Raw genomic sequence first — 23,501 nt, 5'->3', positions numbered from 1 at the left:
CGCCTCCGCTTCCTCGCCCCGGCCGCTGTGCGGTCATGGGCGTCCTCAACGTCACCGCGGACTCGTTCTCCGACGGTGGACGTCACCTCGCGTACGCCGATGCCGTGGCGCATGCCCGCCGGATGGTCGCCGATGGCGCCGATCTCATCGACGTCGGTGGTGAATCCACCCGTCCGGGCTCCATTCGCGTCGACGAGGCCGACGAGCAGCGGCGGGTGCTCCCGCTGGTCCGCGAGCTCCGGTCCGAGGGGGTCGCCGTCTCGGTCGACACGATGCGCGCCCGGGTCGCCCGGAGCGCACTGGCGGACGGCGCGACGATCATCAACGACGTCTCAGGCGGCCTCGCCGACCCGGACATGCTGCGCGTCGTGGCCGATCACGGGGCGCCCGTGATCCTCATGCACTGGGTCTCACCCGACGACTACCGGGCCGGGGCCGGCGGCCGGGTCGACTACGGCGGCGACGTCGTGGGATCGGTCCGTGACCACCTGGCCCGACGGGCTGACGCCGCGATCGCCGCAGGAATCGACGCCTCCGACATCGTGCTGGACCCGGGTCTGGGGTTCGCCAAGAACTCCGACGACAACTGGGCGCTGCTGTGCGGCCTGGACCAGCTGATCGACCTGGGCTTCCCGGTCCTGGTCGCGGCCTCACGGAAGCGGTTCATCGGGTCGCTGCTGCACGGAGGGGACGGCGTGCCGCGGGAGGTCTCTGGCCGCGACGCGGCGACCGCGGCGATCACGGCGATCTCCGCCGCGGCCGGCGCATGGGGGGTGCGCGTGCACGACGTGGCACCCAGTGCGGATGCCGTGCGAGTCGCCTCCGCGTGGACAGCAGGAAAGGCGGGAACCAGCTGATGGCTGACCGGATCGAACTGACGGGGCTCCGGGTCCGCGGCAACCACGGGGTCTTCGAACACGAGAAGCGGGACGGCCAGGACTTCCTGGTGGACCTGGTGCTGTGGACCGACTTCACGGCGGCCGCCGCCTCCGACGACCTCGCCGACACGGTCGACTACGGCGCTCTGGCGCAGTTCGCGCACGACGTCGTGTCCGGCCCGGCCTGCGACCTCATCGAGACGGTGGCCTCACGCATCGCGGACGGGATCATGGACATGGCCCCGACGGCCCACGCCGTGGAGGTCACCCTCCACAAGCCGCAGGCGCCGATCCCCGCCGAGTTCGCCGACGTGGCGGTGGTCGCCCGGCGTTCCCGCAAGGACGGCCGCGACCGGGTGGCGGTCCCGCGATGAGCTGCCGCGCGGTGCTGTCGATCGGCGGCAACCAGGGCGACGCCCTGGCCCTGCTCAGATCGGTGGCCGAGGCGGCCGCCGCCGACGGGATCCTGCGCGCGGCGTCGTCGGTCTACGCCACCCCGCCGTGGGGCGGCGTCGAGCAGGACGACTTCCTCAACGCGGTCCTCATCGTGGAGCACCCCGGCTCGCCCGCCGATGTCCTCGAGTGGGGCTTCGAGCGCGAGCGTGCGGCCGGCCGCACCCGGGACGTGCGCTGGGGCCCGCGCACCCTGGACGTCGACGTGATCGCGGCGGACGTGGACGGCAGCCCTGTGGCCTCGGACGATCCGACCCTCACGCTCCCGCATCCCCGCGCCGTCGAGCGGGCGTTCGTCCTGGTCCCGTGGCTCGAGGCGGAGCCCGGGGCGACACTCGCCGGATCCCTCCTCCGGGACCTGCTCCGCGCCCTCGACCCCGCGGACGTCAGCGCGGTTCGCCGCCTGGATGACTCGCTGTCCCCGGACGGGTGGGCGGGCTGAGATGACCAGGATCTCGACGCTCACGCTCGCGTTGGTCGCACTCGTGGCCGCGGTCGCCGCGTACGTGCTCACCGGGACGTTCCTCGGTTCGTTCCCCCCGATCGGTTTCGGCTGGGTGACGTTGATCGTGGTCGCGGCGGTCGACATCCTGTTGGCCCTGCGGATCCGGGGCGCGATCTCGGACAATTCGGTCGGCCAGGACCGCAGCCAGATGCACCCGCTGACCATCGCGCGCAGCGCGGCGCTCGGCCAGGCCTCCGCGGTCCTCGGCGCGGCCGCGGCCGGTGTGGGAGCCGGCCTGACCCTGTTCTTCCTGCTCCGGCTCGGGGAGCTCGCCGTGGCGGGCGAGGAGTGGCCGGCGGCCGTGGCGGTCCTGATCTCCGGCGCGGTCCTGGTCGGGGCGGGACTGTTCCTGGAGGCCTCGTGCCAGACCCCGCCTGACGACGACGACAACGCCGGCCTCGCCCAGCCGACCTGACACATCCCGCCGGCCTCGCCCAGCCGACCCGGCTCCTCCGGCGGGCCTCGCCGCCGCGGCTCCCGGGTCCCCGCTATACCCGATCGCCCGGCCTGCCGGGGGAGAGTTCGGACCAACACACCTCGGTTACCTGTGTGACCAATGATTCTGGCGCTATCATGCGGGACATGAGTTCCGACGGCTCGACTGACAAGCCCAGGCTGGCTCGCCCCGGCCGCGGCGACGACCGCGGTCTGGCCAGCATCGCCCTGGGCGTGCTGCTGATCCTCGCGGCGGTGGCCACCGTGGTGATGGTGTTCACCGACAACCCGGTCTGGATGCGTGTCGGCACGCTGGCCGCGCTGTGGGCCGCCTTCATCGGCGCGTTCCTCGTCGCCCGGTACCGCCGTCAGGCGGCTGCCGAGGCCGCCCGCGTCCGCGACCTCCACACCGTCTACGAGCTCCAACTCGAGCGGGAGATCTCGGCCCGCCGCGAGCACGAGCTGGTCGTGGAGAAGGAGCTGCGCGACTCGGTCCGTACCGAGACCTCCGAATCCGTCCTCGGCCTCCGCCAGGAGATCGCGGCGCTACGTGAGCAGCTCAGCGCGATGGGCGTGTCCCTGCCCGAGGACCGGTTCGCCGTCGGTGGCCACGCGCCCGCCGGCCAGCTCGGTGCCGGCTCGCTGCCGTCCGTGCCGTCCGAGCGGGTCGAGCCCCGTCGCCGTGCGGCCGAGTCGGACGGCCAGCCGTGGAGTTCGACGTCGCGTCCGTATTCCGCGGCGACGGGCACATCGTCGTCTTCCTCGTCGTCTTCTTCGGTTCCGGTCAGCGGCTTCGGCGCTGCGGCGTCGCCGACTTCGCCGGGTGTATCGCCGAGCTCCTCGCCGAGCACCTCGGATGCCGCGGCCGAGTCGTCCGGCGTGCCGGCGGCGGGCGTGGGCCCGGACGCCACCCCGAGCACCGAGCGCACCGAGAAGTTCTCTCCTGTCCAGGGGCGCCGCGCCCGCTCCGAGGCTCCGGAGTCCTCGCCGCGTCGGCCGGCGGTCCGGCCCGTGAGCGAGACGTCGCGGTCGTCGTGGCGTTCGGCGGAGACCGTGGCCCCGAGCCGCGAGTCGACTCCAGCGGCGCGGACGCAGACCCCGCCCGCCGCGGAACGTGCCGAGTCGGCCCAGACCGCCGCGCCCGCGACTCCGCCCGCCACACCTGCCACTCCGTCGGCCCAGACTCCGGAGCGTGCCGAGTCGGCTCCGGCCCCGGAGGGCCCCAGGGCCACGCCGTGGCAGGACGAGCAGACCGCGCCCGCGAGCCGCCACGGTTCCGGCTCCGGGCTCTCGGTCGCCGAACTCATGGCGCGGCTGGGTGGGGGAGACTCCGCACAGGGTGAGGACGACGCGTCGGCCGGTGGGCGCCGTCGTCGTCGCGCTGAGGACTGATCCTCGGCTGATGCGCGGCTAATTGCTCGCTTATGCCCGGCCGGCCCCCGGCCGAGATGCGAAAACCTGGCGAGGCCATGCGCCGCCAGTGTAAAGCCCCGGCGGCGTCAGCCCGATAACGGCGCGTGTGAGGTGCGCCACTGAATGGTGTCCAGTGCCCCGTGCGCGACTATCCTCGCCAGCGAGATGTCCGGGACCCGCCGCTGCGTGGGCCTGGAACGGATCGAGCAATGGAGCACTAGAGCGATGTCCGACTTCGGCGTCACCGGAACACCCCCTGCCCGCCTGTCCATCGGCCTCATCTCCGCAGGTCGCGTGGGCACTGCCGTCGGCGCCGCCCTCGAGCGTCGCGGCCATGTCGTCTCCACCGTCGTCGCACGGTCGGGGCGTTCGCGGGAACTCGCGGCCCGCCGCCTTCCCGAGGCCGTCGTCGCCGACCCCGCGACAGTCGCCGAGCACGGCGAACTCCTCATCCTCGCGGTCCCCGATTCCGCGCTGCCCGGTGTGGTGGCCGAACTCGCCGAGGCCGGCGCGTTCCGCCCGGGTCACATCGTCGTGCACGTCACCGGAGCGGTGGGCGCCGACGTCCTGCGCCCGGCCGCCGAGGCGGGCGCCGTGGTGGTGGCCGCGCACCCGGCCATGACCTTCACCGGCGGCGAGGCCGACGTCGACCGCATGGAGGGCTGCTCGTGGGCCCTGACCTCCCCGGATGAGGTCGGCCTGGTCGTGGGGCAGATGCTGGTCATGGAGACGGGCGGCCTGCCGGTCACCGTCGCCGAATCGAACCGGGCGCTCTACCACGCGGCGCTCGCGCACGGCGCCAATCACCTGGTCAGCCTCGTGGGCGACGCAGCCGAGGCGCTCGCCGCATCGTTCTCCGTCCTGCCGGGCGGCGGGGTCGAGGGCGATCCCGACGGGATGCTCGGCCAGGATTCCCAGGCGCTGGCGCGCCGGACGCTCGAGCCGCTACTGCGCGCCGCTCTCGACAACGTGCTGGCCTCCGGCGACGCAGCCCTGACCGGCCCCGTGATGCGCGGTGACGCCGTGACCGTCTCCCGGCACCTCGACGCGCTCGAGGACGTGGACTCCGGCATCGCCGCCGGCTACCGCGCCCTCGCTCTGCGCACCGCCGACCGGTGTGGCGCGGGCCGCGACGTCACCGACCTTCTCGCCCCCGATCTGACGGAGCAGTTCCGATGACCACCACCTTCCCGGTCCGCACCGCGGTCCCCGGACGCGCGAACACCGGCTACAGCCGGGGCGAGCTGACGATCCACCACGAGCCGGATTCGATCCGCGCGGTCACCGAGTCCCTGCGCAAGGTCGGCAAGCAGATCACGTTCGTGCCCACGATGGGGGCGCTGCACGAGGGGCACCTGGCGCTGGTGGAGGCCGCCCGCCGTACGCCCGGCTCGGTCGTGGTGGTGTCGATCTTCGTCAACCCGCTCCAGTTCGGGCCCGGTGAGGATCTCGACGCCTACCCGCGCACCCTCGACGAGGACGTCGCCCGCCTGGCCGAGGCCGGGGTCGAGCTGGTCTTCGCGCCCAGCGCGGCCACCATGTACCCGGACGGGCCGCGCACCACCGTGCTGCCGGGCGCGACGGGCGACATCCTCGACGGCGCTGCCCGCCCCGGCCACTTCGCGGGCATGCTCACCGTGGTGGCGAAGCTGCTGCACATCGTCGCCCCGCACCAGGCGTTCTTCGGGGAGAAGGACTACCAGCAGCTGGTGCTGATCCGGCAGATGGTGGCGGACCTGAACATGGACGTCCGCGTGGTGGGCGTGCCCACCGTCCGTGAGCCCGACGGCCTGGCCATGAGTTCGCGCAACCGCTACCTGTCGGACGACGAGCGCGAGCTGGCCACCACCATCAACGCCGCGCTCGTCGCGGGCACATTCGCCGCCAAGGGCGGGCGCCGGGCGGTCGTCGACGCCGCCGCGGCGGTCCTGGCCGAGCGTCCACAGATCTCGATCGACTACCTCGAACTCCGCGCCGGCGATCTCGGCGATCCGCCCGAGGAGGGGCCCGGCCGGCTCCTCGTGGCCGCCCGCATCGGATCCACCCGCCTCATCGACAACGTCGGGGTGGCCATCGGCACGGGTTTCCTCGCCGCCGCCGAGGCCACCGTCGCCGCCCAGCAGGCCGACATGGCCCACGACCTCGCCGCGGACATCGATCCCGCCGCGGACTCCCAGGAAGGCTGACCCATGCAGCGCACCATGCTCCACTCCAAGATCCACCGGGCCACGGTGACCCAGGCGGATCTGCACTACGTCGGTTCCTGCACCATCGACGCCGACCTCATGGACGCCGCCGACCTGCTCGAGGGCCAGCAGATCGACATCGTCGACATCGACAACGGCGCCCGCCTGACCACCTACGCCATCACCGGCGAGCGCGGTTCCGGCGTGATCAGCATCAACGGCGCCGCCGCCCACCTGGTGCACCCGGGCGACCTGGTGATCATCATCGCCTACGCGCAGATGGACGACGCCGAGGCGCGGGCCTACAAGCCCCGCGTCGTGTTTGTCGACGACGACAACCGCATGCTCACCGAGGGCACCGACCCGGCGGATGTTCCCGAGGGCTCGGGCCTGAAGAACCCGCGCGTGCCGGAGCCCGCGGCCGTCTAGGCGCGGGACGAATCCATGCTTCTCACCGTCGACGTCGGCAACACGCACATCCGGCTCGGGGTCTTCCCCGTCGACGGCGGCTCGCTCGAACGCACATGGAGTATGCGGACCTCGCCGTCGGTGACCTCCGACGAGCTCGCCCTGACGATCCGTGGGCTGCTGGGGGAGTGCGCGCAGCGGCTCAGCGGCATCGCCGCGATGTCCGTGGTGCCGTCGGTGACCGGGGAACTGCGCCGGATGGCCGCCGACTACTGGCCGGGCCTGCGGTCCGTCGTGGTGGCGCCCGGGGTGAAGACCGGGGTGCCGCTGCTCGTCGACAATCCGCGTGAGGTGGGCTCGGACCGGGTCGTCAACGCGTTGGCCGCCCACACCCTGTTCGAGGGGCCCGTCGTCGTCGTCGACGTCGACACGGCGACCACCGTCGACGCCATCTCCGCGCGCGGCGAGTTGCTCGGCGGGGCGATCGCGCCCGGCATCGACATCTCCGTGGACGCACTGGCCGAGCGCGCTGCGGCCCTCCGCAAGATCGAGGTCGTGCGGCCGCGCGGCGCGTTGGGCAAGAACACCGTGGCGGCGCTGCAGGCCGGCATCGTGATCGGCTTCGCCGGACAGATCGACGCCCTGGTCGACCGGCTCCGCGCCGACGTCGCCGAGCTCTCCGACGCCTCCGTGGTGCTCACGGGAATGCGCGCCGACGTGGTGTCCGAGGAGTCCCGGACCGTCACGGACGTCGAGCCGGAGCTCGCGCTCGAGGGTCTGCGGTTGGTGTACGAGCGCAACTGCTGACCTGCGGGATGTCCTGCGCCCGGCGGTGGCCGTCGGGCATGCTTGGTGGATGAGCGGTGCGAACGCCGGACGGTCGGGCGGGCCCGGCCGCGGTGGGAGCGACGACTCCGCCGACGACGATGACGCGTACGACGACACGACCAGCGACGTGCTCCGCCGTGACTCGTCGGAGTTCGATCGCGGGCTGTCCTTCTTCGACGCCATCTACGGGTTCGCCGTCACGCTGCTGATCGCGAACGTGGACCTGCCGGAGCCGCAGGAGTGGCAGAACCTGCCGTCGCTGGCGGATTCCGGGCTGGGGCAGCAGCTGTTCGGGGTGGTGCTGAGCTTCGTGGTGATCTGCGTGCTTTGGCGCGTCAACGTGCGGCTGATCAAGCACATGCGGGGGCTCGACGGTCCGATGATGGTCGCCAATCTCGTGGCGACCGGCCTGGTGATCCTCGTGCCGTTCACGACCGATGCCCTCAGTAATCCCGCGACGGCGGACCTGGCGTTGCCGACGGTGCTGTACGCGGTGAACATCGCGGGCGTGTCGCTGGCGCAGTCGGCCGTCTACCAGCTGGGCCGGCGGGGTGGTCTGGAGCGGAGCCCGACGTCGGCCCGGCAGAACCGGGCCGCCCTGGGCGATGCCCTGGTGACCCCGGCGGTGTTCCTGGTCTCGGTGCCGATCGCGTTGACGCTCGGGGCGTTCGCGGCGCAGCTGACCTGGCTGTCGCTGGTGGTGCTGCTGCCGGTGGCCGGCCACCTGTCCTCCCGGGCGGCCGCCCGCGCCCGCGTGGCCGGGCCGGGGGCGGGTCGGGTGAAACCGGACGCCGGGGGTCAGGCAGCCGAGCGGTAGCTGGTCATGGAGACCGAGCCCCAGGCGTAGCCCTTGCTGAAGGCCTCGAGCTTCTCGCCGGAGCCTGCCGCCATGCCGGCGGTGTAGAGCAGCGGCAGGTAGTGGTCGGCGGTGGGGATCGACATGCCGGCGTCGGGGTGCTCGGTCAGGGCGAGGGCGTCCTCGGGACGCTCGGTGAGCACGTTCTGGACGTGGTCGTCGAAGCGGTGGGCCCAGTCGGTGCCCGTGTCGCCGCGCGAGGGGTCGACGGCCCGCAGGTTGTGCACGACGTTGCCGCTGGCCAGGACGAGCACGCCCGAGTCTCGCAGTGCGGAGAGCTTGGTGCCCAGGTCGAAGTGGTAGCTCGCCGGCTTGGACGCGTCGACGGACAACTGGGCCACGGGCACGTCGGCGTCGGGAAAGACGTGGGCGAGAACGGACCAGGTGCCGTGGTCCAGCCCCCACGAGTCGCGGTCGGCCCCCACCCAGGTCGGCTTGACGACCTCGGCCACTTCGGCCGCCAACTCGGGCGCGCCGGCGGCGGGGTACTCGAACTCGTTGAGTTCCCGGGGGAAGCCGTAGAAGTCGTGGATCGTGCGCGGCGAGGACATGGCGGTCACGGCGGTGGCGTTGATGTACCAGTGCGCGGACACGGCCAGGACGGCGCGGGGGCGCTCGGGCAGGGAGTCGCCGAGGGCGGCCCACTCGCGGGTCCAGGCGTTGTCCTCGAGTGCGTTGAGGGGGACGCCGTGTCCGATGAAGGCTGCGGGCTGGCGGGCGTACGAGGCGGTCATCACTTCTCCTTGGATCGCTATGTATATGATGCATCAACTAAATTCGAAATGCCAGCCCTTGGTCGACGGGCCTTGAAGTGGGTAGACCGGTCTGTCTATTATTGCGGTCATGAACGCGCGACGAATGCCCTCGGCCGGTCCGGCGGCATCGACGCGCGCGCAGCTTCGGTGTCCCGGCCCGGCAACGCCCCGATCGACCACCAGAGCTGCAATCCACCGGGAGAACCACATGACCGCCGCCTTCACCACCACGACCCTCTCGACCACCGTCACCGCCGCGGACTACGCGGTGGCCGTCCGGGCCGGCGCCCTCGTGGTGGACATCCGCTCCCGTGCGCAGCGTGAGCGGCAGGGGGTGCTGGCCGGGGCCATTGCAGTGGAGGCCCGCCCGGTGGTGGACCTGCTCGATCCGTCCTCGGCCGCGCCGCTGGCCGCCGTCGCCGACGGCCGCCGGGTGGTGCTGGTGAGTGACGACGGACTGGACGCGGAACTGTTCGCCCTCGAGCTGGCGTCCCGCGGGGTCCGCGGTGTCCGTGCCGTCGACGGCGGCCACGAGGCGCTGCGGTCCGCCCGCGCACTCGGGCTGCTCACCGACGCGGACCACCTGATCCGCGAGCGGTCCGCGATCTCCGCGCACTGACGTCGCGGCTGAAGCCCCGGCCACGGGTTCGGTCCCGCCGCACAGGGAGGACTATCCTCGGGAATCGTGACTGACTCGACTTCCTCCGCTCCCGGGGCCGTCCAGGACGAGCCCGCCGACGACACCCCCGAGCAGCTGCGCATCCGCCGCGACAAGCGACAGCGCCTGCTCGAGTCCGGAGTGGAGGCGTACCCGGTCGACGTCCCCCGTACCCACGGGCTGGCCGAGATCACCTCGGACCCGCGCTTCGACGCACTCGAGCCGGGAGAGGAGACCGACGTCGTGGTCTCCGTGACCGGCCGCGTGCTCTTCGTGCGCAATACCGGCAAGCTCTGCTTCGTGCGCCTGCAGGACGGAATCGACCCGGCCGCGGACCTGTCCGCCCCGGCGGTCGACGGTGAGGCGGACGGGTTCACCCCGCAGCTGCAGGCCATGCTCTCGCTGGCCAACGTCGGCCAGGAGCGGCTCGACGCCTGGAAGCAGGACGTGGACCTCGGTGACTTCGTCTCGGTGACGGGGCGGGTCGTGCGCTCCAAGCGTGGCGAGCTGTCGGTCATGGCCGATTCGTGGGTGCTCGCCGCCAAGTCGCTGCGCCCGTTGCCTGTCGCGCACAAGGAGATGAGCGAGGACACCCGCATCCGCCAGCGCTACACCGACCTCATCATGCGTGAGCAGGCCCGGCGGAACGCCCTGCTGCGCATCAAGGTCGTGCGAGCACTGCGCCACGCGCTCGAGCGCCGGGACTTCCTCGAGGTCGAGACGCCCATGCTGCAGACCCTGCACGGCGGCGCGGCGGCCCGGCCGTTCGTCACCCACTCCAACGCGCTGGACCTGGACCTGTACCTGCGCATCGCCCCGGAGCTCTACCTCAAGCGCTGCGTCGTGGGCGGCATCGAGCGGGTCTTCGAGATCAACCGCAACTTCCGCAACGAGGGTGTCGACTCCTCGCACAGCCCCGAGTTCGCGATGCTCGAGACCTATCAAGCGTACGGCGACTACGACACGGCCGCCACGATGATCCGCGAGGTCATCCAGGAGGTGGCCACCGAGGTGTTCGGGTCGACCACGGTCACTCTCGTGGACGGCACCACCTATGACCTGGGTGGGCAGTGGCGCGAGGTGAAGATGTACCCGTCGCTCAACGAGGCACTGCAGCGCAAGCACCCGGAACTGGCCACCGCGGGCGCCGAGACGGTGACCGTCGATTCCGGCGTCGCCGAGCTGACCGCACTGGCCGGCAAGATCGGACTCGAGGTCCCCTCGGGCAAGGGCTGGCTGCACGGCAAGCTCGTCGAGGAGCTGTGGGAGCACCTGTGCGCCGACCAGCTGGACGGCCCGGTGTTCGTCCGCGACTTCCCGGTGGAGACCTCGCCGCTGACCCGCGACCACCGCACGGACCGCGGCGTCACCGAGAAGTGGGACCTGTACGTCCGCGGCTTCGAACTCGCGACCGCCTACTCCGAGCTCGTCGACCCGGTCATCCAGCGCCAGCGCTTCGAGGACCAGGCCAGGCTGGCCGCGGCCGGTGACGACGAGGCGATGGTCCTCGACGAGGACTTCCTCGCCGCGATGGAGCAGGGCATGCCGCCGTCGGCCGGCCTGGGCATGGGCATCGACCGCCTGCTCATGGCGCTGACCGGTCTCGGGATCCGCGAGACGATCCTGTTCCCGATGGTCAAGCCGCTTCCGCGCGACTGACCTGACAGTCGCCCGGGGACAGCACGCGCGCTGGTTCTCGGGCTGGTTTCCGGTGTGTTGCTCACCGTGACCCATCGATTGCTGCCCGATCAGTGGGCGGTCCTGGCCGGGACGAGCGCGCTCTGGGGCGTGGTCTCCCTCGTCGCCGGCCGTCGGCTCGGTGAGCGAACCGTCCACGGGGCGGCCGCGGGTCTGACCGCGATGGTCGGCGTGCTGATTCCCTGGCTCGCGATCCATGCGGCCTCCACGCCCCCGGCCGAACTCGCGCTGTGGATGATCGTGGGCCCGGTCGCCGGAGCGATCTGCGGCGCGGCCGGTGCGATGTCCCGGATGCCCGGTCGGAGAGGAGCGCTCGCGGCCGGGGTGGTGCCAGGGATCGTCTGAGGCGAGGCGGTCTACGGTCTGCTGCTGATCGGTGGGCCTGCCTGGGGGCTCGAGTCGGTCCTGGCCGCAGGGCTCCTGGTGGTGGTGTCCCGTCGGGGCGGCCGGTTGTGCGCGTTCGGGTCGGCGGCGGTCCTGGTCGCCCTGGCCGCCGCGGCGTGCTTGGTCTACGACTCGATCCTGTGAGGAAGGGGACGCCTCAGAATGCGACGACCTCGTCCCCGACCTTCAGGTGCTCGAAGAAGTGGGCGGCGGCGTGGTGCCCCAGGTGGATGCAGCCGTGTGACGGCTCGTCGAGTCGGCCCTCATGGAACGCGATGCCGCTGACCGTGAAGTACGTCGAGAACGGCATCGGGGAGTCGAACGGGATGCTGTGGTCGTGACGGACGTGCCGCAGGACGTGGTGCGAGCCGCGGACCGTCTCGTGGCCGGGCCGGCCCGTGGTGATGGGAACCGGGCCGTAGGTGACGCGGCCGCCGTCGACCATCCACGCCTGTTTGCCGTCGACATCGATGCAGGCCCGGGCGGTCGGCGGGCACTGCGGCGGGGCGATCGCCGGCTCGGTCTCCGGGGAGCTCGCGACGGGGGCGCCCGGGCCGTAGCCGAGCATCGTCTCCCGGGTCATCCGCTCTGCCTCCGCCGGGTCGGCGGGCGACTGCGAGAGCACGTCACGCGCGATGAGATCGACGTTCGTGAGGTGCTCGGGCTGCTCCTGCTCGAGGAGGACCTGCCGGGCCACCGAGCGGATCAGCAGGGGATCCACGGAGACGGGCTGCGGGGACTCCTCGAGGACGGCAGGGGCGGCGGAGCCCGCCGCAGAGGCAGGGGATGCGGCGGTGGTCGCTGCGGCCGAGGCGACCGCGGTGGTGTCGTCGGGATCCGTGTTCCCTGCCCCCACTGCGGCCCCGGCGACGGCCGCCCCGACGACCGTCGCGGCGCCGAGCGCGGCGAGGTGGTTGCGGCGGACGGGCCGGTGCTCGGAAGGCATGTGGCCACCCTATCGCTGACGCGTCCACGCGTGGCCCCGCGCGGAGCCGCGCCGGCCCCGGGTCATTCCACTCCGCCGCGAGCCCACCCGGCCGCGATCATCTCCCGCAGCACCAGCTCGTCGATGCGTGCGAGCCGCGTGAGGTAGAGGCACCCCTTGCCGGTTCTGTGCGGGCCCAACCGTCCGAGGACAGCCGGGTCGTCGGGCAGGATCCCGTACAACGAGAGCGCCGATGCCCGGGGACTGAACCCCACCCGGAAGGAGTCACCCTCGCGACCGGAGTCGTAGACGTAGTGGTGGTGCCCGTACCCGACCATCGACGGGCCCCACAGGACGGGTTCCTCGCCGGTCTCCTCGCCGAACAACTCCAGCAGCCGCAGCCCGTCCTCGACACGCCGGGCGGTCGGCAGACCCTCGATCCAGGCGCGCGGGGAGCCGCCCGACGCCGCGAGCGTGGTGTTGTCGTTGCGGCCGGTGGGGCGTGGCCTCGCGACCGGGTCGGTGAACGCCAGCCCGGCACCGGTGAGCGCGTCGCGGAGCACCCCCAACTGGGCCGGGCCGAGCCCGTGGAGGGCCAGCACCTCCCCTTCGGCCCGGCCGTCGAGTTGCCGGAGGTCGGTGATCCCGGCCGCGGCGAGAGCCCGAGCCGCGGGGGCGGACAGGCGGGGCAGGGGTAGCGGCGTGTCGGACATGGGGAGACGCTAGCCCACCATCGGCCGGCCGGCTCGGCCCTGAGGGCGTGCTGAGATCGGACTGTGACTCCGCGATGCGCGGCCGGGTGATCCGCGCCGGGCATAATCAGCGCACATGACACGCTTCGTCCCGCGCGCGGCGCTCGCGGTCGCCGCCGCCGTCGCACTGGCGGTATCCGCGGCTCCCGCCGCCTCCGCCCAGCTGCCGCTGCCGGTCCCACCGGAGATCGAGCAGGCGATCACGCAGGCGCAAGCCGGCTCGGCGCAGGCCGACTACGATGCACGCACCTCGATCGGCGGGGCCCTGGAATCCGCCGGGATCACCCCGCCGCCGGGATTCGTCCCGCCGCCGCCCGCGGCACCCACGCCGTCGGCCCCGCCGGACGAGACCCCGCAGAGCCCGTGTCCGCGCACGGCCGAGGCATGTGTGGATCTGGGCGGCGAACGCACGTGGCTGCAGGCCGACGGTCGGCTGAGCTACGGGCCGGTACGGATGTCCCACGGAAAGGCCGGCTGGGAGACGCCGACCGGCACCTACCAGGTCACCCGCAAGGTTCGCCACGAGGTGAGCCGCCTGTTCGACAACGCGCCGATGCCGTACTCCGTCTACTTCGTGGGCGGGATCGCCTTCCACGAGGGCGACCCGGCGATCGACTCCCACGGCTGCATCCGCATGGACCAGCCGGCGGCGGCCACCTACTTCGAGCACCTCGAGGTGGGCGACACCGTGGTGGTGTTCTGACGGCCCCGCGCCCGGGCCACTGTCACCGATCGTGATGGTGGGGGCGGGCCGACTCCACGTCCGGAAAGATGTACTCGGCCGACCGCGCGGCCCACGCGGACCCGCCGGTCACCAGCAGGAACCCGAGTGCTGCGACGAACGGCCCGTAGGACATGGCCGCGCCGGAGGGCAGCCCGGACAGCAACGGCTCGCCCGCGCCAGTGGACGACACCAGCGTCCACATGAACGCCAGGTGGGCGAGCAGGATGATGCCGCCGACCAGCGCCCCGGCCATCGCGAACGCACCGAGTCGGGTGGCCGCGGTGACGGCCACGAGGAACAGCAGCACCACCAGGCCCAGGAAGAGGACGGGTGCCACGCTGCGCACGTCGATGATCTCGGTGATGCCCAGCGCGGTGATCTGTGAGCCGCCGCCGGTGGTCAGCCACGGGAGGTAGAGGCTGAGCAGCGCCAGCGCGAGCCCGACCGCCGCGGCCAGCGCGCCGATCCGGTTGGTGACGTGGGGGACGATCCGCGTCCGCGCCGGAGCTCTGGTGGGAAGCGCCGCGCGATGGGGTGCGGGGTGCGTGTATGCGGTCATCGTGATCACCCTTCCGGCAGAATTCGCCTGCAGTGGTATGCCTCACATCCTACGACCGATTCCGGCCCGAATCTACCGCTGGGTCTCCCGTTATGGTATTGGGACCGCCTCGGCGGGGGCGGTCAGCTCTTCCGGTTGGTGTGCCGTGTCGGTTCGGCGGTCATCGGATCCTCGGGCCACGGGTGCTTCGGGTACCGCCCGCGCATCTCCGCCCGCACCCCGGGATAGGCCTCGCGCCAGAAGAAACCCAGATCGCGGGTCACCGCGAGGGGGCGCCCGGCGGGGGAGAGGAGGTGCACCGTGACGGGGACGCGGCCGCCGCAGATCCGCGGGGAGGTGGTCCAGCCGAAGCATTCTTGCAGCTTGGCGGCCAGGACGGGGGCGTCGTCCGACCCGGGCTCGGGATAGTCCACGCGGTACGACGACGACGAGGGCACCTGCAGCCGCTCCGGCACCAGCTCGTCGAACGACCCGGCCTCCGGCCAGGGCAACAGTCGCTTCAGCGCCGGGCCGAGGGCCCGGCCCGCGATCGTCGAGCCCTGCGCGAGGGCGGCGATCTCCGGCCCGAGCCATTCGTCCAGACGCTCGGCGAGGCCGGCCGCGGACACGTCGGGCCAGGGCTCACCGAGTTCCCGGCGGGCCAGCGCGAGGCGACGCCACAGGGCGAGGGCGTCGTCGTCGGGGCCCAGGGCCGGGAACCCGCCGGCCCGGACCGCGGCCGAGACCGCCTCGACGGCCGCCGCGTGTGAGGGCCGCACAGGTGTAGAGGAGAGTTCGATCGCGCCGAGACGCCGGACACGGCGGCCGGTCAGTGAACGGCCGGCGAAGTGGGCGGTCTCGTCGTCGTCGACAAGAGGGGACGCGGCGTCGAGCGCGTCGTCCCGACTGATCGCGGCGGCCCCGCGGATCACCGCCCCGGCCTCTCCCGCAGCGCGCCCGGCGGCGCGGCCGACCTCCGCCACGGCCAGCCATTCCCGGCCGACCAGCGCCGAGCCGGGCGGCAACACCGCGCCGGTCCCGGAGGCGAAGGTGTACTGGTCACGTCGGCGGCGTGCGACCCGGTCCGGGTGGGCGAGCGCGATCACCAGCCCCGTCGCGTCCTCCCGTCCGTCGCGCCCGCCCGCGGGGCTGCCCGCGGCGCGACCCTCGCGCGCGATCCGCTCCATCCGGCGCGCCTGCTGCTGCCAGGCCCGCGCGTCCGGCGCCCGACCCGACCGCAACGCCCGCAGGTCCGCGGCCAGGTCACCGCCCGGGGAACGCCGGTCCGAGGCCAGCAGCGCCACCACCTCGGCGGCGGCCCGCGGGCCGACCAGTGACGCCCCGTCGAGCAGGGCCCGGGCGTGACGCGGATCGGCCGGCACCCGTGCCAGGTCCCGGCCCCGGTCGGTGGCCCGGCCGTCGGCATCGAGTGCGCCGAGGCCGCGCAGCACCGACTCCGCGCGGGCCAGCTCCCCGACCGGCGGGGCGTCCGGCAGGGCCAGCCCCGCGCCGCGCGGCGCACCCCAACACGCCACGTCGAGGGTGAAGGTCGTGAGATCGGACGTGGCGATGGCCGGGGAGCGATGCGACGGCAGGTGCGTGTATTCCTGCTCGCTCAGGCACCGCACCGCCAGGCCCGGGCCCAGGCGTGCGGCGCGGCCGGCGCGCTGGACGCACGAATCCCGCGACGCCGACACGGTCACCAGGCCGGTCATATCGCGGGCGGTGTCGCGGCGCGGCTCGCGGCTCAGACAGGCGTCCACCACCACCTGCACGCCCGGGACCGTCAGCGAGGACTCGGCGAGATCCGTGGAGACGACCACGCGCGGACGCGACCCGCCGCCGGTGCGGCCCGAGCCCGACACCGCGCGGTCCTGCGCCGCCGGGTCGAGCCCGCCGTGCAGCGGAAGGATCTCGGCGGCCTCACCGAGCCGGGCGGACAGCAGGCGCACCACCCGCTCGATCTCGCGCACCCCCGGCAGGAACACCAGGGTGTCGTGGCCGCTCGCGCGAACCTCGTCGGCGGTCACCGTCGCGACGTGCTCGAGGAACCCGTCGGTCACCCCGCGCGCGTCGAGCCTGGGCGCGGACGGCGGTGCGTAGCGGACCTCCAGGGGGTGCAGGACGGCCGGGACGTCGACGACCGGGGCGGGGGTGTGCCCGTCACCGGTGCTCCCGCCGAGCAGGCGGGCGAAGCGGTCCGCCTCGACCGTCGCGGACATCGCCACCACCGGCAGGTCCTCGCGCAGCTGGCGCAGTTCGCACAGCAGGGCGAAGGCGAGGTCGGACTCCACATCGCGTTCATGGACCTCATCGAGCACCACCGCGCCCACGCCCGGCAGGTCGGGATCGGAGATCAGTCGGCGCACCAGCACGCCCGGTGTCACGAACTCCACCCGCGTGTCACGGCCGACCGTCGAGTCCCCGCGCACCGAATAGCCCACCGGCCCGCCGGGCTCCGTACCGGTCAGGCGTGCCAGGCGGCGGGCCGCGGACCGGGCGGCCACGCGGCGGGGCTGCGTCACCACCACCCTGCCGGCCACGCCGTCGGCCACCGCGACGGCCGGCGGCACCAGCGTCGTCTTGCCCGTACCCGGGGGCGCCTGGACGACCGCGGTGCCGGTCGCGGCGAGGGCCTCGCGTAGCGCCGGTAGGGCGTCGGCGAACGGCAGCCCGCTGCCGATCCGCTCCGTGTCGAACCGGCTCACCCGGGCTCCGGGCGGTTCTCGCGCTGCGTCGGGCCCGGCTCGGGGGCGTCCGGATAGATGCTGCGGGTCTCCGCGCGCGTGTAGCGGCGCGGGAACAGGTCGTACGGATGGACCTTGGGCAACGTCTTGGCCACCGCGAGCGTCACGTACATGACGGTGTTGATCGCCACGAACGCCGCGAGCACCGCGAACCACTCGGAGGCCAGCACCGACTCGGGCAGCAGGATCCCCGCGTGGATCGTCTCGATCTGCATCGTGTGAGTCGTCATGTCCCCTCCACCCTGGTCGTCCCGTCCTCGCCGACCACCACGTGGCCCCAGTTGGCCTGGCGGGCCAGGAGGATGTCGAACACGCCCTTGAGGAAGACGATGTTGAGGAACGTCGCGTACGCCAGCTCCGGGATCAGCACCACCGCGACGAGCTTGGCCCGCAGGTCCGCCTTCCACACCCCGACCAGCCGTTCGAGCATGAACAGCAGGCCGAGCCCGCCCCAGAAGGGATACCAGACCCACTCGTCGAGGGCGAGCGCGGTGATGGTGATGAGCAGCAGGTAGCTCAACAGCGCGATCGCTCCGTACCCGATCCCGAGCTGCTGGAACCAGTACCGGGTGGTCTGCGGCGTGATCCCGTAGGCGCCGAGGTTCTCCAGCGCGCCGCGCTGCCAACGCAGTCGCTGGTGCCACAGCGCCCGCCAGGTGGGCATGACCTCGGTGACCACCGTGCACTCCGGAGGGGACACCATGAGTCCGCCGAGGGATTTGAGGGCCAGCGTCAGCTCGTTGTCCTCCGTCAGCGCCGCCGTGTCGTAGACGTCCCCGTGCCTGCCCGGGATCCGGGTGCCGCGCGAGTCGGCCACCGTCCGCAGCGCGCGCGAGCGGAACACCGAGGCGGTGCCGGTGAGGACGAACACCCGGCCCCGGCGTCGGCGGATGTCGCGGCTGTAGCGGGTGTACTCGTTGCGCTGGTACTGCCCGAGGAGTCCGGCACCGTCCTCCCCGTAGAACAGGCCGCCGACGGACATGAGGGCGCGGTCGTCGGTGAAGCGTCGGCGGGCGGAGGTCAGGTAGCCCTGGTCGAGCACCGTGTCGGCGTCCATGACCATCACGCAGTCGTTCTCGCCCAGGTCCGGCAGGAGGACCGCGAGCGCCTGGTTGAGCGCGCCGCCCTTCTTGTGGGCGTTGTCGACGGAGGCGAACACCTCCACGCCCGCCGCGCGCGCCAGGTCGGGTGTCGAGTCGGTGCAGTTGTCGGCCACCACGATGATCCGCTCCGGCGGGTCGATCTGGTCCTGCAGCGAGGTGATGGTCGCGGAGATCCGATCCTCCTCGTTGTGCGCCGGGATGAGGACCGTGATGGTGACCGGCCCGTGGAACACGCCGCGGGTCTCGGCCATGACGACCTTGGGGGCGAGCGGGATCCCCTGCTCGTCGAGGGAGCGTCGGTAGCGGTTGGCGACGGTGGTCTCCACCGACGTCGCCACGGCGACGAAGATCAGGGCGACGACGAACGCCGCGACGATCACCGCCACCGGTGGGGCGTACGCGTCGTAGAGGAACCGCAGGTTTCCCAGCCGGCCCTCCCGGGCCTGCTGGACGCGGTTGTCGGACAGCGTGAGCGCCAGCCAGAGCATGAGACCGGCCATGGCGGCCAATCCGACGACGGCCACTCCGACCGTCCGTCCCATGGTGAAGGACGGTTTCTCCAACGCTGGTTCCTCCTCGGTGTGGTGTGCGGGTCGCCGGGGACCCGGACTCGTCGCGGGGCGCAACCGCCGCGGCGTCAGGCAACAGTGTTCCGGCGTTCGCTGACGGCGTACACGATTCGGCAATGATTACCCCACCTGCGGCGTTGAACACACATGACAGGTCGACTGCCACTCCTGTGGCTCCGGTCGACGGACCGGGCCACTAGAGTGGTGCAAACCCGAGGAATGTGAGGTAGCACGATGTTCGAACGGTTTACCGACCGCGCGCGTCGCGTCGTCGTCCTGGCCCAGGAAGAGGCCAGGATGCTCAACCACAACTACATCGGTACCGAGCACATTCTGCTCGGGCTCATCCATGAGGGCGAGGGTGTAGCGGCCAAGGCCCTCGAGTCCCTCGGGATCTCGCTGGAGGCCGTGCGTAGCCAGGTCGAGGAGATCATCGGTCAGGGCCAGCAGGCGCCCAGCGGGCACATCCCGTTCACGCCGCGTGCCAAGAAGGTGCTCGAGCTGAGCCTGCGGGAGGCCCTGCAGCTCGGCCACAACTACATCGGTACCGAGCACATCCTGCTCGGCCTCATCCGCGAGGGCGAGGGCGTGGCCGCCCAGGTGCTGGTCAAGCTCGGCGCCGACCTCACGCGGGTGCGCCAGCAGGTCATCCAGCTGCTCTCCGGTTACCAGGGCAAGGAGGCCGAGGCCACGGGCGCTCCGGCCGGAACCGGTGGACGTGAGTCCGGTACGCCGTCGTCGTCGACGGTCCTGGACCAGTTCGGCCGCAACCTCACCCAGGCCGCCATGGAGGGCAAGCTCGACCCGGTCGTCGGTCGCGCCAAGGAGGTGGAGCGCATCATGCAGGTGCTCTCCCGGCGCACCAAGAACAACCCGGTCCTCATCGGCGAGCCCGGTGTGGGTAAGACCGCCGTGGTCGAGGGCCTGGCCCAGGCGATCGTCAACAACGAGGTCCCCGAGACCCTCAAGGACAAGCAGCTCTACTCGCTGGACCTGGGTTCGCTCGTAGCCGGCTCCCGCTACCGCGGCGACTTCGAGGAGCGCCTGAAGAAGGTGCTCAAGGAGATCAACCAGCGCGGCGACATCATCCTGTTCATCGACGAGATCCACACGCTCGTCGGGGCGGGCGCCGCCGAGGGCGCGATCGACGCCGCGTCGATCCTCAAGCCCAAGCTGGCCCGCGGTGAGCTGCAGACCATCGGTGCCACCACGCTGGACGAGTACCGCAAGCACATCGAGAAGGACGCGGCGCTCGAGCGTCGTTTCCAGCCCGTGCAGGTGCCCGAGCCGAGCGTCGAGCTGTCCATCGAGATCCTCAAAGGTCTGCGGGACCGCTACGAGGCGCACCATCGGGTCACCATCACCGACGCCGCACTGGCCGCGTCCGCTCAGCTGGCGGACCGGTACATCAACGACCGCTTCCTGCCGGACAAGGCGATCGACCTCATCGACGAGGCCGGTGCCCGCATGCGCATCAAGCGGATGACGGCGCCGCCGGACCTCCGCGAGTTCGACGAGAAGATCGCGGAGGCCCGCCGCGAGAAGGAGTCCGCGATCGACGCGCAGGACTTCGAGAAGGCCGCCGGCCTGCGGGACACAGAGAAGAAGCTCATCGCCGAGCGCTCCGAGCGTGAGAAGCAGTGGCGTGCGGGCGACATGGACGTGGCCGCCGTGGTGGACGAGGAGCAGATCGCCGAGGTCCTGGGTAACTGGACCGGCATCCCCGTCTTCAAGCTCACCGAGGAGGAGACCACCCGTCTGCTCCGCATGGAGGACGAGCTGCACAAGCGGATCATCGGCCAGGAGGACGCCATCAAGGCGGTCTCGCGGGCCATCCGCCGTACGCGCGCCGGGCTCAAGGATCCCAAGCGCCCGTCGGGTTCGTTCATCTTCGCCGGCCCCTCGGGTGTCGGTAAGACGGAGCTGTCCAAGGCGCTGGCGAACTTCCTGTTCGGTGAGGATGACGCGCTCATCCAGATCGACATGGGCGAGTTCCACGACCGCTTCACGGCCTCTCGGCTCTTCGGCGCGCCCCCCGGGTACGTCGGCTACGAGGAAGGTGGCCAGCTCACCGAGAAGGTGCGGCGCAAGCCGTTCTCGGTGGTCCTGTTCGACGAGATCGAGAAGGCCCACTCGGAGATCTACAACACCCTCCTCCAGGTGCTGGAGGACGGCCGTCTCACCGACGGTCAGGGTCGCATGGTGGACTTCAAGAACACCGTGCTGATCTTCACCTCGAACCTGGGCACCAAGGACATCTCCAAGGCCGTGGGCATGGGCTTCTCCGGTATCGGGGAGCAGGATGCCGAGGGTCAGTACGAGCGGATGAAGCAGAAGGTCAACGACGAGCTGAAGAAGCACTTCCGCCCGGAGTTCCTCAACCGCATCGACGAGATCGTGGTGTTCCACCAGCTCACGCAGGACCAGATCGTCCAGATGGTCGAGCTCATGATCGGCCGCGTCCGTTCGGCCCTCAAGGCCAAGGACATGGACATCGAGGTCACCAACCGTGCGGAGCGGCTCCTGGCCAAGCGCGGATTCGACCCGGTGCTGGGCGCGCGTCCGCTGCGTCGCACGATCCAGCGCGAGATCGAGGACACGCTGTCGGAGAAGATCCTCTTCGGCGAGGTCGCTGCCGGCGATCTGGTGACCGTGGACGTCGAGGGCTGGGACGGCGAGTCCGAGCGCACCGAGGATGCCAAGTTCACGTTTACTGGCTCCCCGCGCCCGGACGCGCCCGAGGACCGCGAGGGCGACGAGGTCACCGCCAGCGTCGCCCCCACGGGTGAGGCTGGGCCGGGCGACTCCTTGCCGCCGAGCTCGGGTGGCTTCGGTGGCGGCGCCCCGGGCGGCCCCGCCGGCAGCGGCGGGGCGGCTCCCGCCACGAGCTGACCGCTCCCGAGATAGTCGCAACGGACGACCCCCGCCCTCACCGGCGGGGGTCGTCCCCATTTCGGCGTCGCTCCCGGAACGCCACATCCGACTCGCGCCGCCAGTCAGCCTCCAGCCCCGCCTGCCCGCCGCCGCGATCCCGGCCGCGGCCCCCGCCGCTCCCGAGGCCCGTCGCTCTCGGCCCGCTCCCTTACCGCCGCCGCGATCCCGGCCCCCTCCGCCCCCGCCGGCCGCCGCTGCCCGTCGAGTGGTCGAAGATCCCGAAAGTCGGCGATGCCCACCTGGGAAAACGTGATTGGGATCGACCACGCGGCGAATTGTGAGCGGCTGGCCAGCGTTGTGTGAGGCACCTATGGCCTCGCTGGAGGACCTATCCTCGGCGAGGCTCGCGAGCGGACGAGCGGCGACGACGGGGGAGTTACGGATGACGTACGGGGGCGGGCCGTCGCAGGCGCCGGGGCACGGGCACGCGCCGGCGCGCGGGCAGGCGCCGGGGCACGGGCAGGCGCCGGGCGAGGGACGGCGCTCCGGGGCGTGGACAGCCCCCGGCCAGGAGAACGAGAACTCGAACGCGATCTGGTGGATCCTGGGGATCGTCTGCGCTGTCGGGTTGATCATCGTGGCGGCGGGGGCCATCGCGCTCGCCGGCGTGGTGGAGCAATTCATGAAGTCAGGACTGGGGCCGAACTCGGCGCCGGCGACGTCGTCGTCCTTCACCCCTGCAGCCCGCCCGACGTCGTCCGCACCCGCCGCGCGTCCCCACTCCGCGGAGGGTCTTGCCAGCCCGTCGATTCGGGTATCACCCCGCTTTCCGCAGGTTCAGCCGGCGGCGGAGATGCCACGGGAAGATGCTGCGGAGTTGGGTGTGGAGGTGGACATCCAGACGTCCGAGCTGCGGTACGTGGTGATGGACATGTTCGACGAGCCGATCTACAACTGCATCTTCTCGGCCGACTTCCAGAACCTCACGGACCAGCCGCTGGTGGTGACGGTGGCGTTCCGCACGACCGGCGATCCTCAGATGGAATGGGCGGGTGGTTCACCCAAGAGGCTCGAACCGAACGATTCCACGAAGCTGGCGCTGGGCTGGGACGGCCTGAGCCCGGCGGAGGTGGGACTGAGCGAGAATGCGTGCACCGGCGGGGTCGAGCTCACCGAGTTGGTGGTGGCGCCCGGCTAGTGGGCGGAGCTCGATACCGAACGGAAGCCGCCGTCGAGGATCACCAGGGGATCGGCGGGCTCGTCGTCGAACCAGGCGTCGAGCAGACGCGCGATCACCAGGACGTGATCGCCAGCGGGCACGAGACGGTCCAGGGCCACGCGGAGTCGGACCCGCCCGCCGTGGAGCAGTGGCTCGCCGGTCTCGGCGCGGGTCCACAGCGCCGTGTCGGCGAACCGCAGATGTGACGGCCCGGCAAAGCGGAGCGCCAGGTGCTCGTCCCCTTCGCCGAGCAGATGCACGACGGCGGTGCGGGCCTCGAGAACGGCCGCCAGGCTCGACGAGGATATTCCCACGTTGAAACTGATCAGGGCGGGCTCGGCAGACAGGCTCGAGGGGGACGACGCGGTGAAGCCGACGGGACCGTCCGAACCGTCCAGGGTGACGATGGTGACGCCGGCGGGATGCGTCCTCATCGCGCGCCGGTGGACCTCCCGGGAGACGGACGGGCCGGTAGTGGACAACGACTGGTGTTCAGGCATGTCGGAAGTCTGCGGCCCGCCCGCTACGGATGTCGAGACTTCCGTTCGCGGTGATGCAAAGTGCGGCGGCGGAAGCAGGCCGCCACGGCGGTG

At 71.9% G+C, this 23,501-nt stretch carries 24 protein-coding genes; 16 read left to right on the top strand and 8 right to left on the bottom strand.

Features of this window, described 5'->3' with window-relative positions; genetic code table 11:
• The first annotated feature begins 35 nt into the window (after window positions 1-35).
• The 10 genes from folP (at window position 36) to ACWGLC_RS09640 (ending at window position 7,923) form a co-directional block, all read left to right on the top strand.
• Window positions 36-857, top strand: coding sequence for a dihydropteroate synthase (gene folP / locus ACWGLC_RS09685; protein ID WP_452099691.1), 822 nt, complete (start codon window positions 36-38; stop codon window positions 855-857).
• Window positions 857-1,252: a dihydroneopterin aldolase gene (folB, locus tag ACWGLC_RS09680; protein ID WP_452099690.1), complete on the top strand. Its 396-nt coding sequence runs from the start codon at window positions 857-859 to the stop codon at window positions 1,250-1,252. The genes folP and folB overlap by 1 nt, the downstream gene beginning before the upstream one ends.
• A complete protein-coding gene (folK, locus tag ACWGLC_RS09675) occupies window positions 1,249-1,773 on the top strand; it encodes a 2-amino-4-hydroxy-6-hydroxymethyldihydropteridine diphosphokinase (protein WP_452099688.1) in 525 nt (174 codons plus the stop codon). The genes folB and folK overlap by 4 nt, the downstream gene beginning before the upstream one ends.
• Before the next feature lies 1 nt (window position 1,774).
• Window positions 1,775-2,251: a DUF3180 domain-containing protein gene (locus tag ACWGLC_RS09670; RefSeq protein ID WP_452099687.1), complete on the top strand. Its 477-nt coding sequence runs from the start codon at window positions 1,775-1,777 to the stop codon at window positions 2,249-2,251.
• Between the two features lie 167 nt (window positions 2,252-2,418).
• Window positions 2,419-3,663 (top strand): DUF6779 domain-containing protein, encoded by a 1,245-nt coding sequence (locus tag ACWGLC_RS09665; protein ID WP_452099685.1) that lies wholly within the window; start codon window positions 2,419-2,421, stop codon window positions 3,661-3,663.
• A 246-nt stretch (window positions 3,664-3,909) separates the two neighbouring features.
• The gene (locus ACWGLC_RS09660; protein WP_452099715.1) at window positions 3,910-4,863 is read left to right on the top strand and encodes a Rossmann-like and DUF2520 domain-containing protein; all 954 of its coding nucleotides are present in this window, start codon (window positions 3,910-3,912) and stop codon (window positions 4,861-4,863) included.
• Window positions 4,860-5,870, top strand: coding sequence for a pantoate--beta-alanine ligase (panC, locus tag ACWGLC_RS09655; RefSeq protein ID WP_452099684.1), 1,011 nt, complete (start codon window positions 4,860-4,862; stop codon window positions 5,868-5,870). The genes ACWGLC_RS09660 and panC overlap by 4 nt, the downstream gene beginning before the upstream one ends.
• 3 nt (window positions 5,871-5,873) lie before the next feature.
• Window positions 5,874-6,299 (top strand): aspartate 1-decarboxylase, encoded by a 426-nt coding sequence (gene panD, locus ACWGLC_RS09650; RefSeq protein ID WP_230929913.1) that lies wholly within the window; start codon window positions 5,874-5,876, stop codon window positions 6,297-6,299.
• Between the two features lie 15 nt (window positions 6,300-6,314).
• Window positions 6,315-7,085: a type III pantothenate kinase gene (locus ACWGLC_RS09645; RefSeq protein ID WP_452099682.1), complete on the top strand. Its 771-nt coding sequence runs from the start codon at window positions 6,315-6,317 to the stop codon at window positions 7,083-7,085.
• A gap of 49 nt (window positions 7,086-7,134) precedes the next feature.
• Window positions 7,135-7,923: a TMEM175 family protein gene (locus tag ACWGLC_RS09640; RefSeq protein ID WP_452099681.1), complete on the top strand. Its 789-nt coding sequence runs from the start codon at window positions 7,135-7,137 to the stop codon at window positions 7,921-7,923.
• Here ACWGLC_RS09640 and ygiD read toward each other — a convergent pair.
• Window positions 7,905-8,696: a 4,5-DOPA-extradiol-dioxygenase gene (ygiD, locus tag ACWGLC_RS09635; protein WP_452099680.1), complete on the bottom strand. Its 792-nt coding sequence runs from the start codon at window positions 8,694-8,696 to the stop codon at window positions 7,905-7,907. The two genes, ACWGLC_RS09640 and ygiD, sit on opposite strands and share 19 nt — an antisense overlap.
• Window positions 8,697-8,925: 229 nt before the next feature.
• Between ygiD and ACWGLC_RS09630 the strand changes: the two genes are divergently transcribed.
• From ACWGLC_RS09630 to ACWGLC_RS09620, 3 genes are all read left to right on the top strand, one after another.
• The gene (locus tag ACWGLC_RS09630) at window positions 8,926-9,336 is read left to right on the top strand and encodes a rhodanese-like domain-containing protein (RefSeq protein ID WP_452099679.1); all 411 of its coding nucleotides are present in this window, start codon (window positions 8,926-8,928) and stop codon (window positions 9,334-9,336) included.
• A gap of 66 nt (window positions 9,337-9,402) precedes the next feature.
• Window positions 9,403-11,034 (top strand): lysine--tRNA ligase, encoded by a 1,632-nt coding sequence (gene lysS / locus ACWGLC_RS09625; protein WP_452099677.1) that lies wholly within the window; start codon window positions 9,403-9,405, stop codon window positions 11,032-11,034.
• Window positions 11,035-11,064: 30 nt separating this feature from the next.
• Entirely contained in the window at window positions 11,065-11,418 is a 354-nt protein-coding gene (locus ACWGLC_RS09620) for a DUF6518 family protein (RefSeq protein WP_452099714.1), read from the top strand.
• Window positions 11,419-11,614: 196 nt separating this feature from the next.
• On the opposite strand, the gene ACWGLC_RS09615 is transcribed toward ACWGLC_RS09620, so the two are convergent.
• Both ACWGLC_RS09615 and ACWGLC_RS09610 read right to left on the bottom strand, forming a co-directional pair.
• Window positions 11,615-12,403, bottom strand: a complete 789-nt coding sequence (locus tag ACWGLC_RS09615; RefSeq protein ID WP_452099675.1) for a L,D-transpeptidase — start codon at window positions 12,401-12,403, stop codon at window positions 11,615-11,617.
• A gap of 62 nt (window positions 12,404-12,465) precedes the next feature.
• A complete protein-coding gene (locus tag ACWGLC_RS09610) occupies window positions 12,466-13,095 on the bottom strand; it encodes a DUF1801 domain-containing protein (protein ID WP_452099674.1) in 630 nt (209 codons plus the stop codon).
• Window positions 13,096-13,210: 115 nt separating this feature from the next.
• Here ACWGLC_RS09610 and ACWGLC_RS09605 point away from each other — a divergent pair, with 115 nt between their 5' ends.
• Window positions 13,211-13,837, top strand: a complete 627-nt coding sequence (locus ACWGLC_RS09605) for a L,D-transpeptidase (RefSeq protein ID WP_452099673.1) — start codon at window positions 13,211-13,213, stop codon at window positions 13,835-13,837.
• 22 nt (window positions 13,838-13,859) lie between these two features.
• Here the strand turns inward: ACWGLC_RS09605 and ACWGLC_RS09600 are convergent, their stop codons facing one another.
• From ACWGLC_RS09600 to ACWGLC_RS09585, 4 genes are all read right to left on the bottom strand, one after another.
• Window positions 13,860-14,417, bottom strand: coding sequence for a hypothetical protein (locus ACWGLC_RS09600; RefSeq protein WP_230929922.1), 558 nt, complete (start codon window positions 14,415-14,417; stop codon window positions 13,860-13,862).
• A 122-nt stretch (window positions 14,418-14,539) separates the two neighbouring features.
• Complete coding sequence (hrpB, locus tag ACWGLC_RS09595; protein ID WP_452099672.1) at window positions 14,540-17,104, bottom strand: ATP-dependent helicase HrpB; 2,565 nt, start codon at window positions 17,102-17,104, stop codon at window positions 14,540-14,542.
• Window positions 17,101-17,373, bottom strand: coding sequence for a hypothetical protein (locus ACWGLC_RS09590; RefSeq protein ID WP_452099671.1), 273 nt, complete (start codon window positions 17,371-17,373; stop codon window positions 17,101-17,103). Before ACWGLC_RS09590 ends, hrpB begins: the two co-directional genes overlap by 4 nt.
• A complete protein-coding gene (locus tag ACWGLC_RS09585) occupies window positions 17,370-18,809 on the bottom strand; it encodes a glycosyltransferase (protein ID WP_452099670.1) in 1,440 nt (479 codons plus the stop codon). The genes ACWGLC_RS09590 and ACWGLC_RS09585 overlap by 4 nt, the downstream gene beginning before the upstream one ends.
• A 240-nt stretch (window positions 18,810-19,049) precedes the next feature.
• On the opposite strand from ACWGLC_RS09585, the gene ACWGLC_RS09580 reads away from it, so the two are divergent.
• Together ACWGLC_RS09580 and ACWGLC_RS09575 are read left to right on the top strand one after the other, a co-directional pair.
• Window positions 19,050-21,707, top strand: a complete 2,658-nt coding sequence (locus tag ACWGLC_RS09580) for an ATP-dependent Clp protease ATP-binding subunit (protein WP_452099668.1) — start codon at window positions 19,050-19,052, stop codon at window positions 21,705-21,707.
• 424 nt (window positions 21,708-22,131) lie between these two features.
• Complete coding sequence (locus tag ACWGLC_RS09575; RefSeq protein WP_452099666.1) at window positions 22,132-22,887, top strand: hypothetical protein; 756 nt, start codon at window positions 22,132-22,134, stop codon at window positions 22,885-22,887.
• Here ACWGLC_RS09575 and ACWGLC_RS09570 read toward each other — a convergent pair.
• Complete coding sequence (locus tag ACWGLC_RS09570; protein ID WP_452099665.1) at window positions 22,884-23,408, bottom strand: flavin reductase family protein; 525 nt, start codon at window positions 23,406-23,408, stop codon at window positions 22,884-22,886. The genes ACWGLC_RS09575 and ACWGLC_RS09570 overlap by 4 nt on opposite strands.
• Window positions 23,409-23,501: the final 93 nt, after the last annotated feature.

The sequence above is a fragment of the Dietzia sp. NPDC055877 genome (assembly GCF_053615975.1).
Note: the sequence above shows the minus strand (reverse complement) of the source record. Positions and strands in the feature narration are given on the sequence as shown.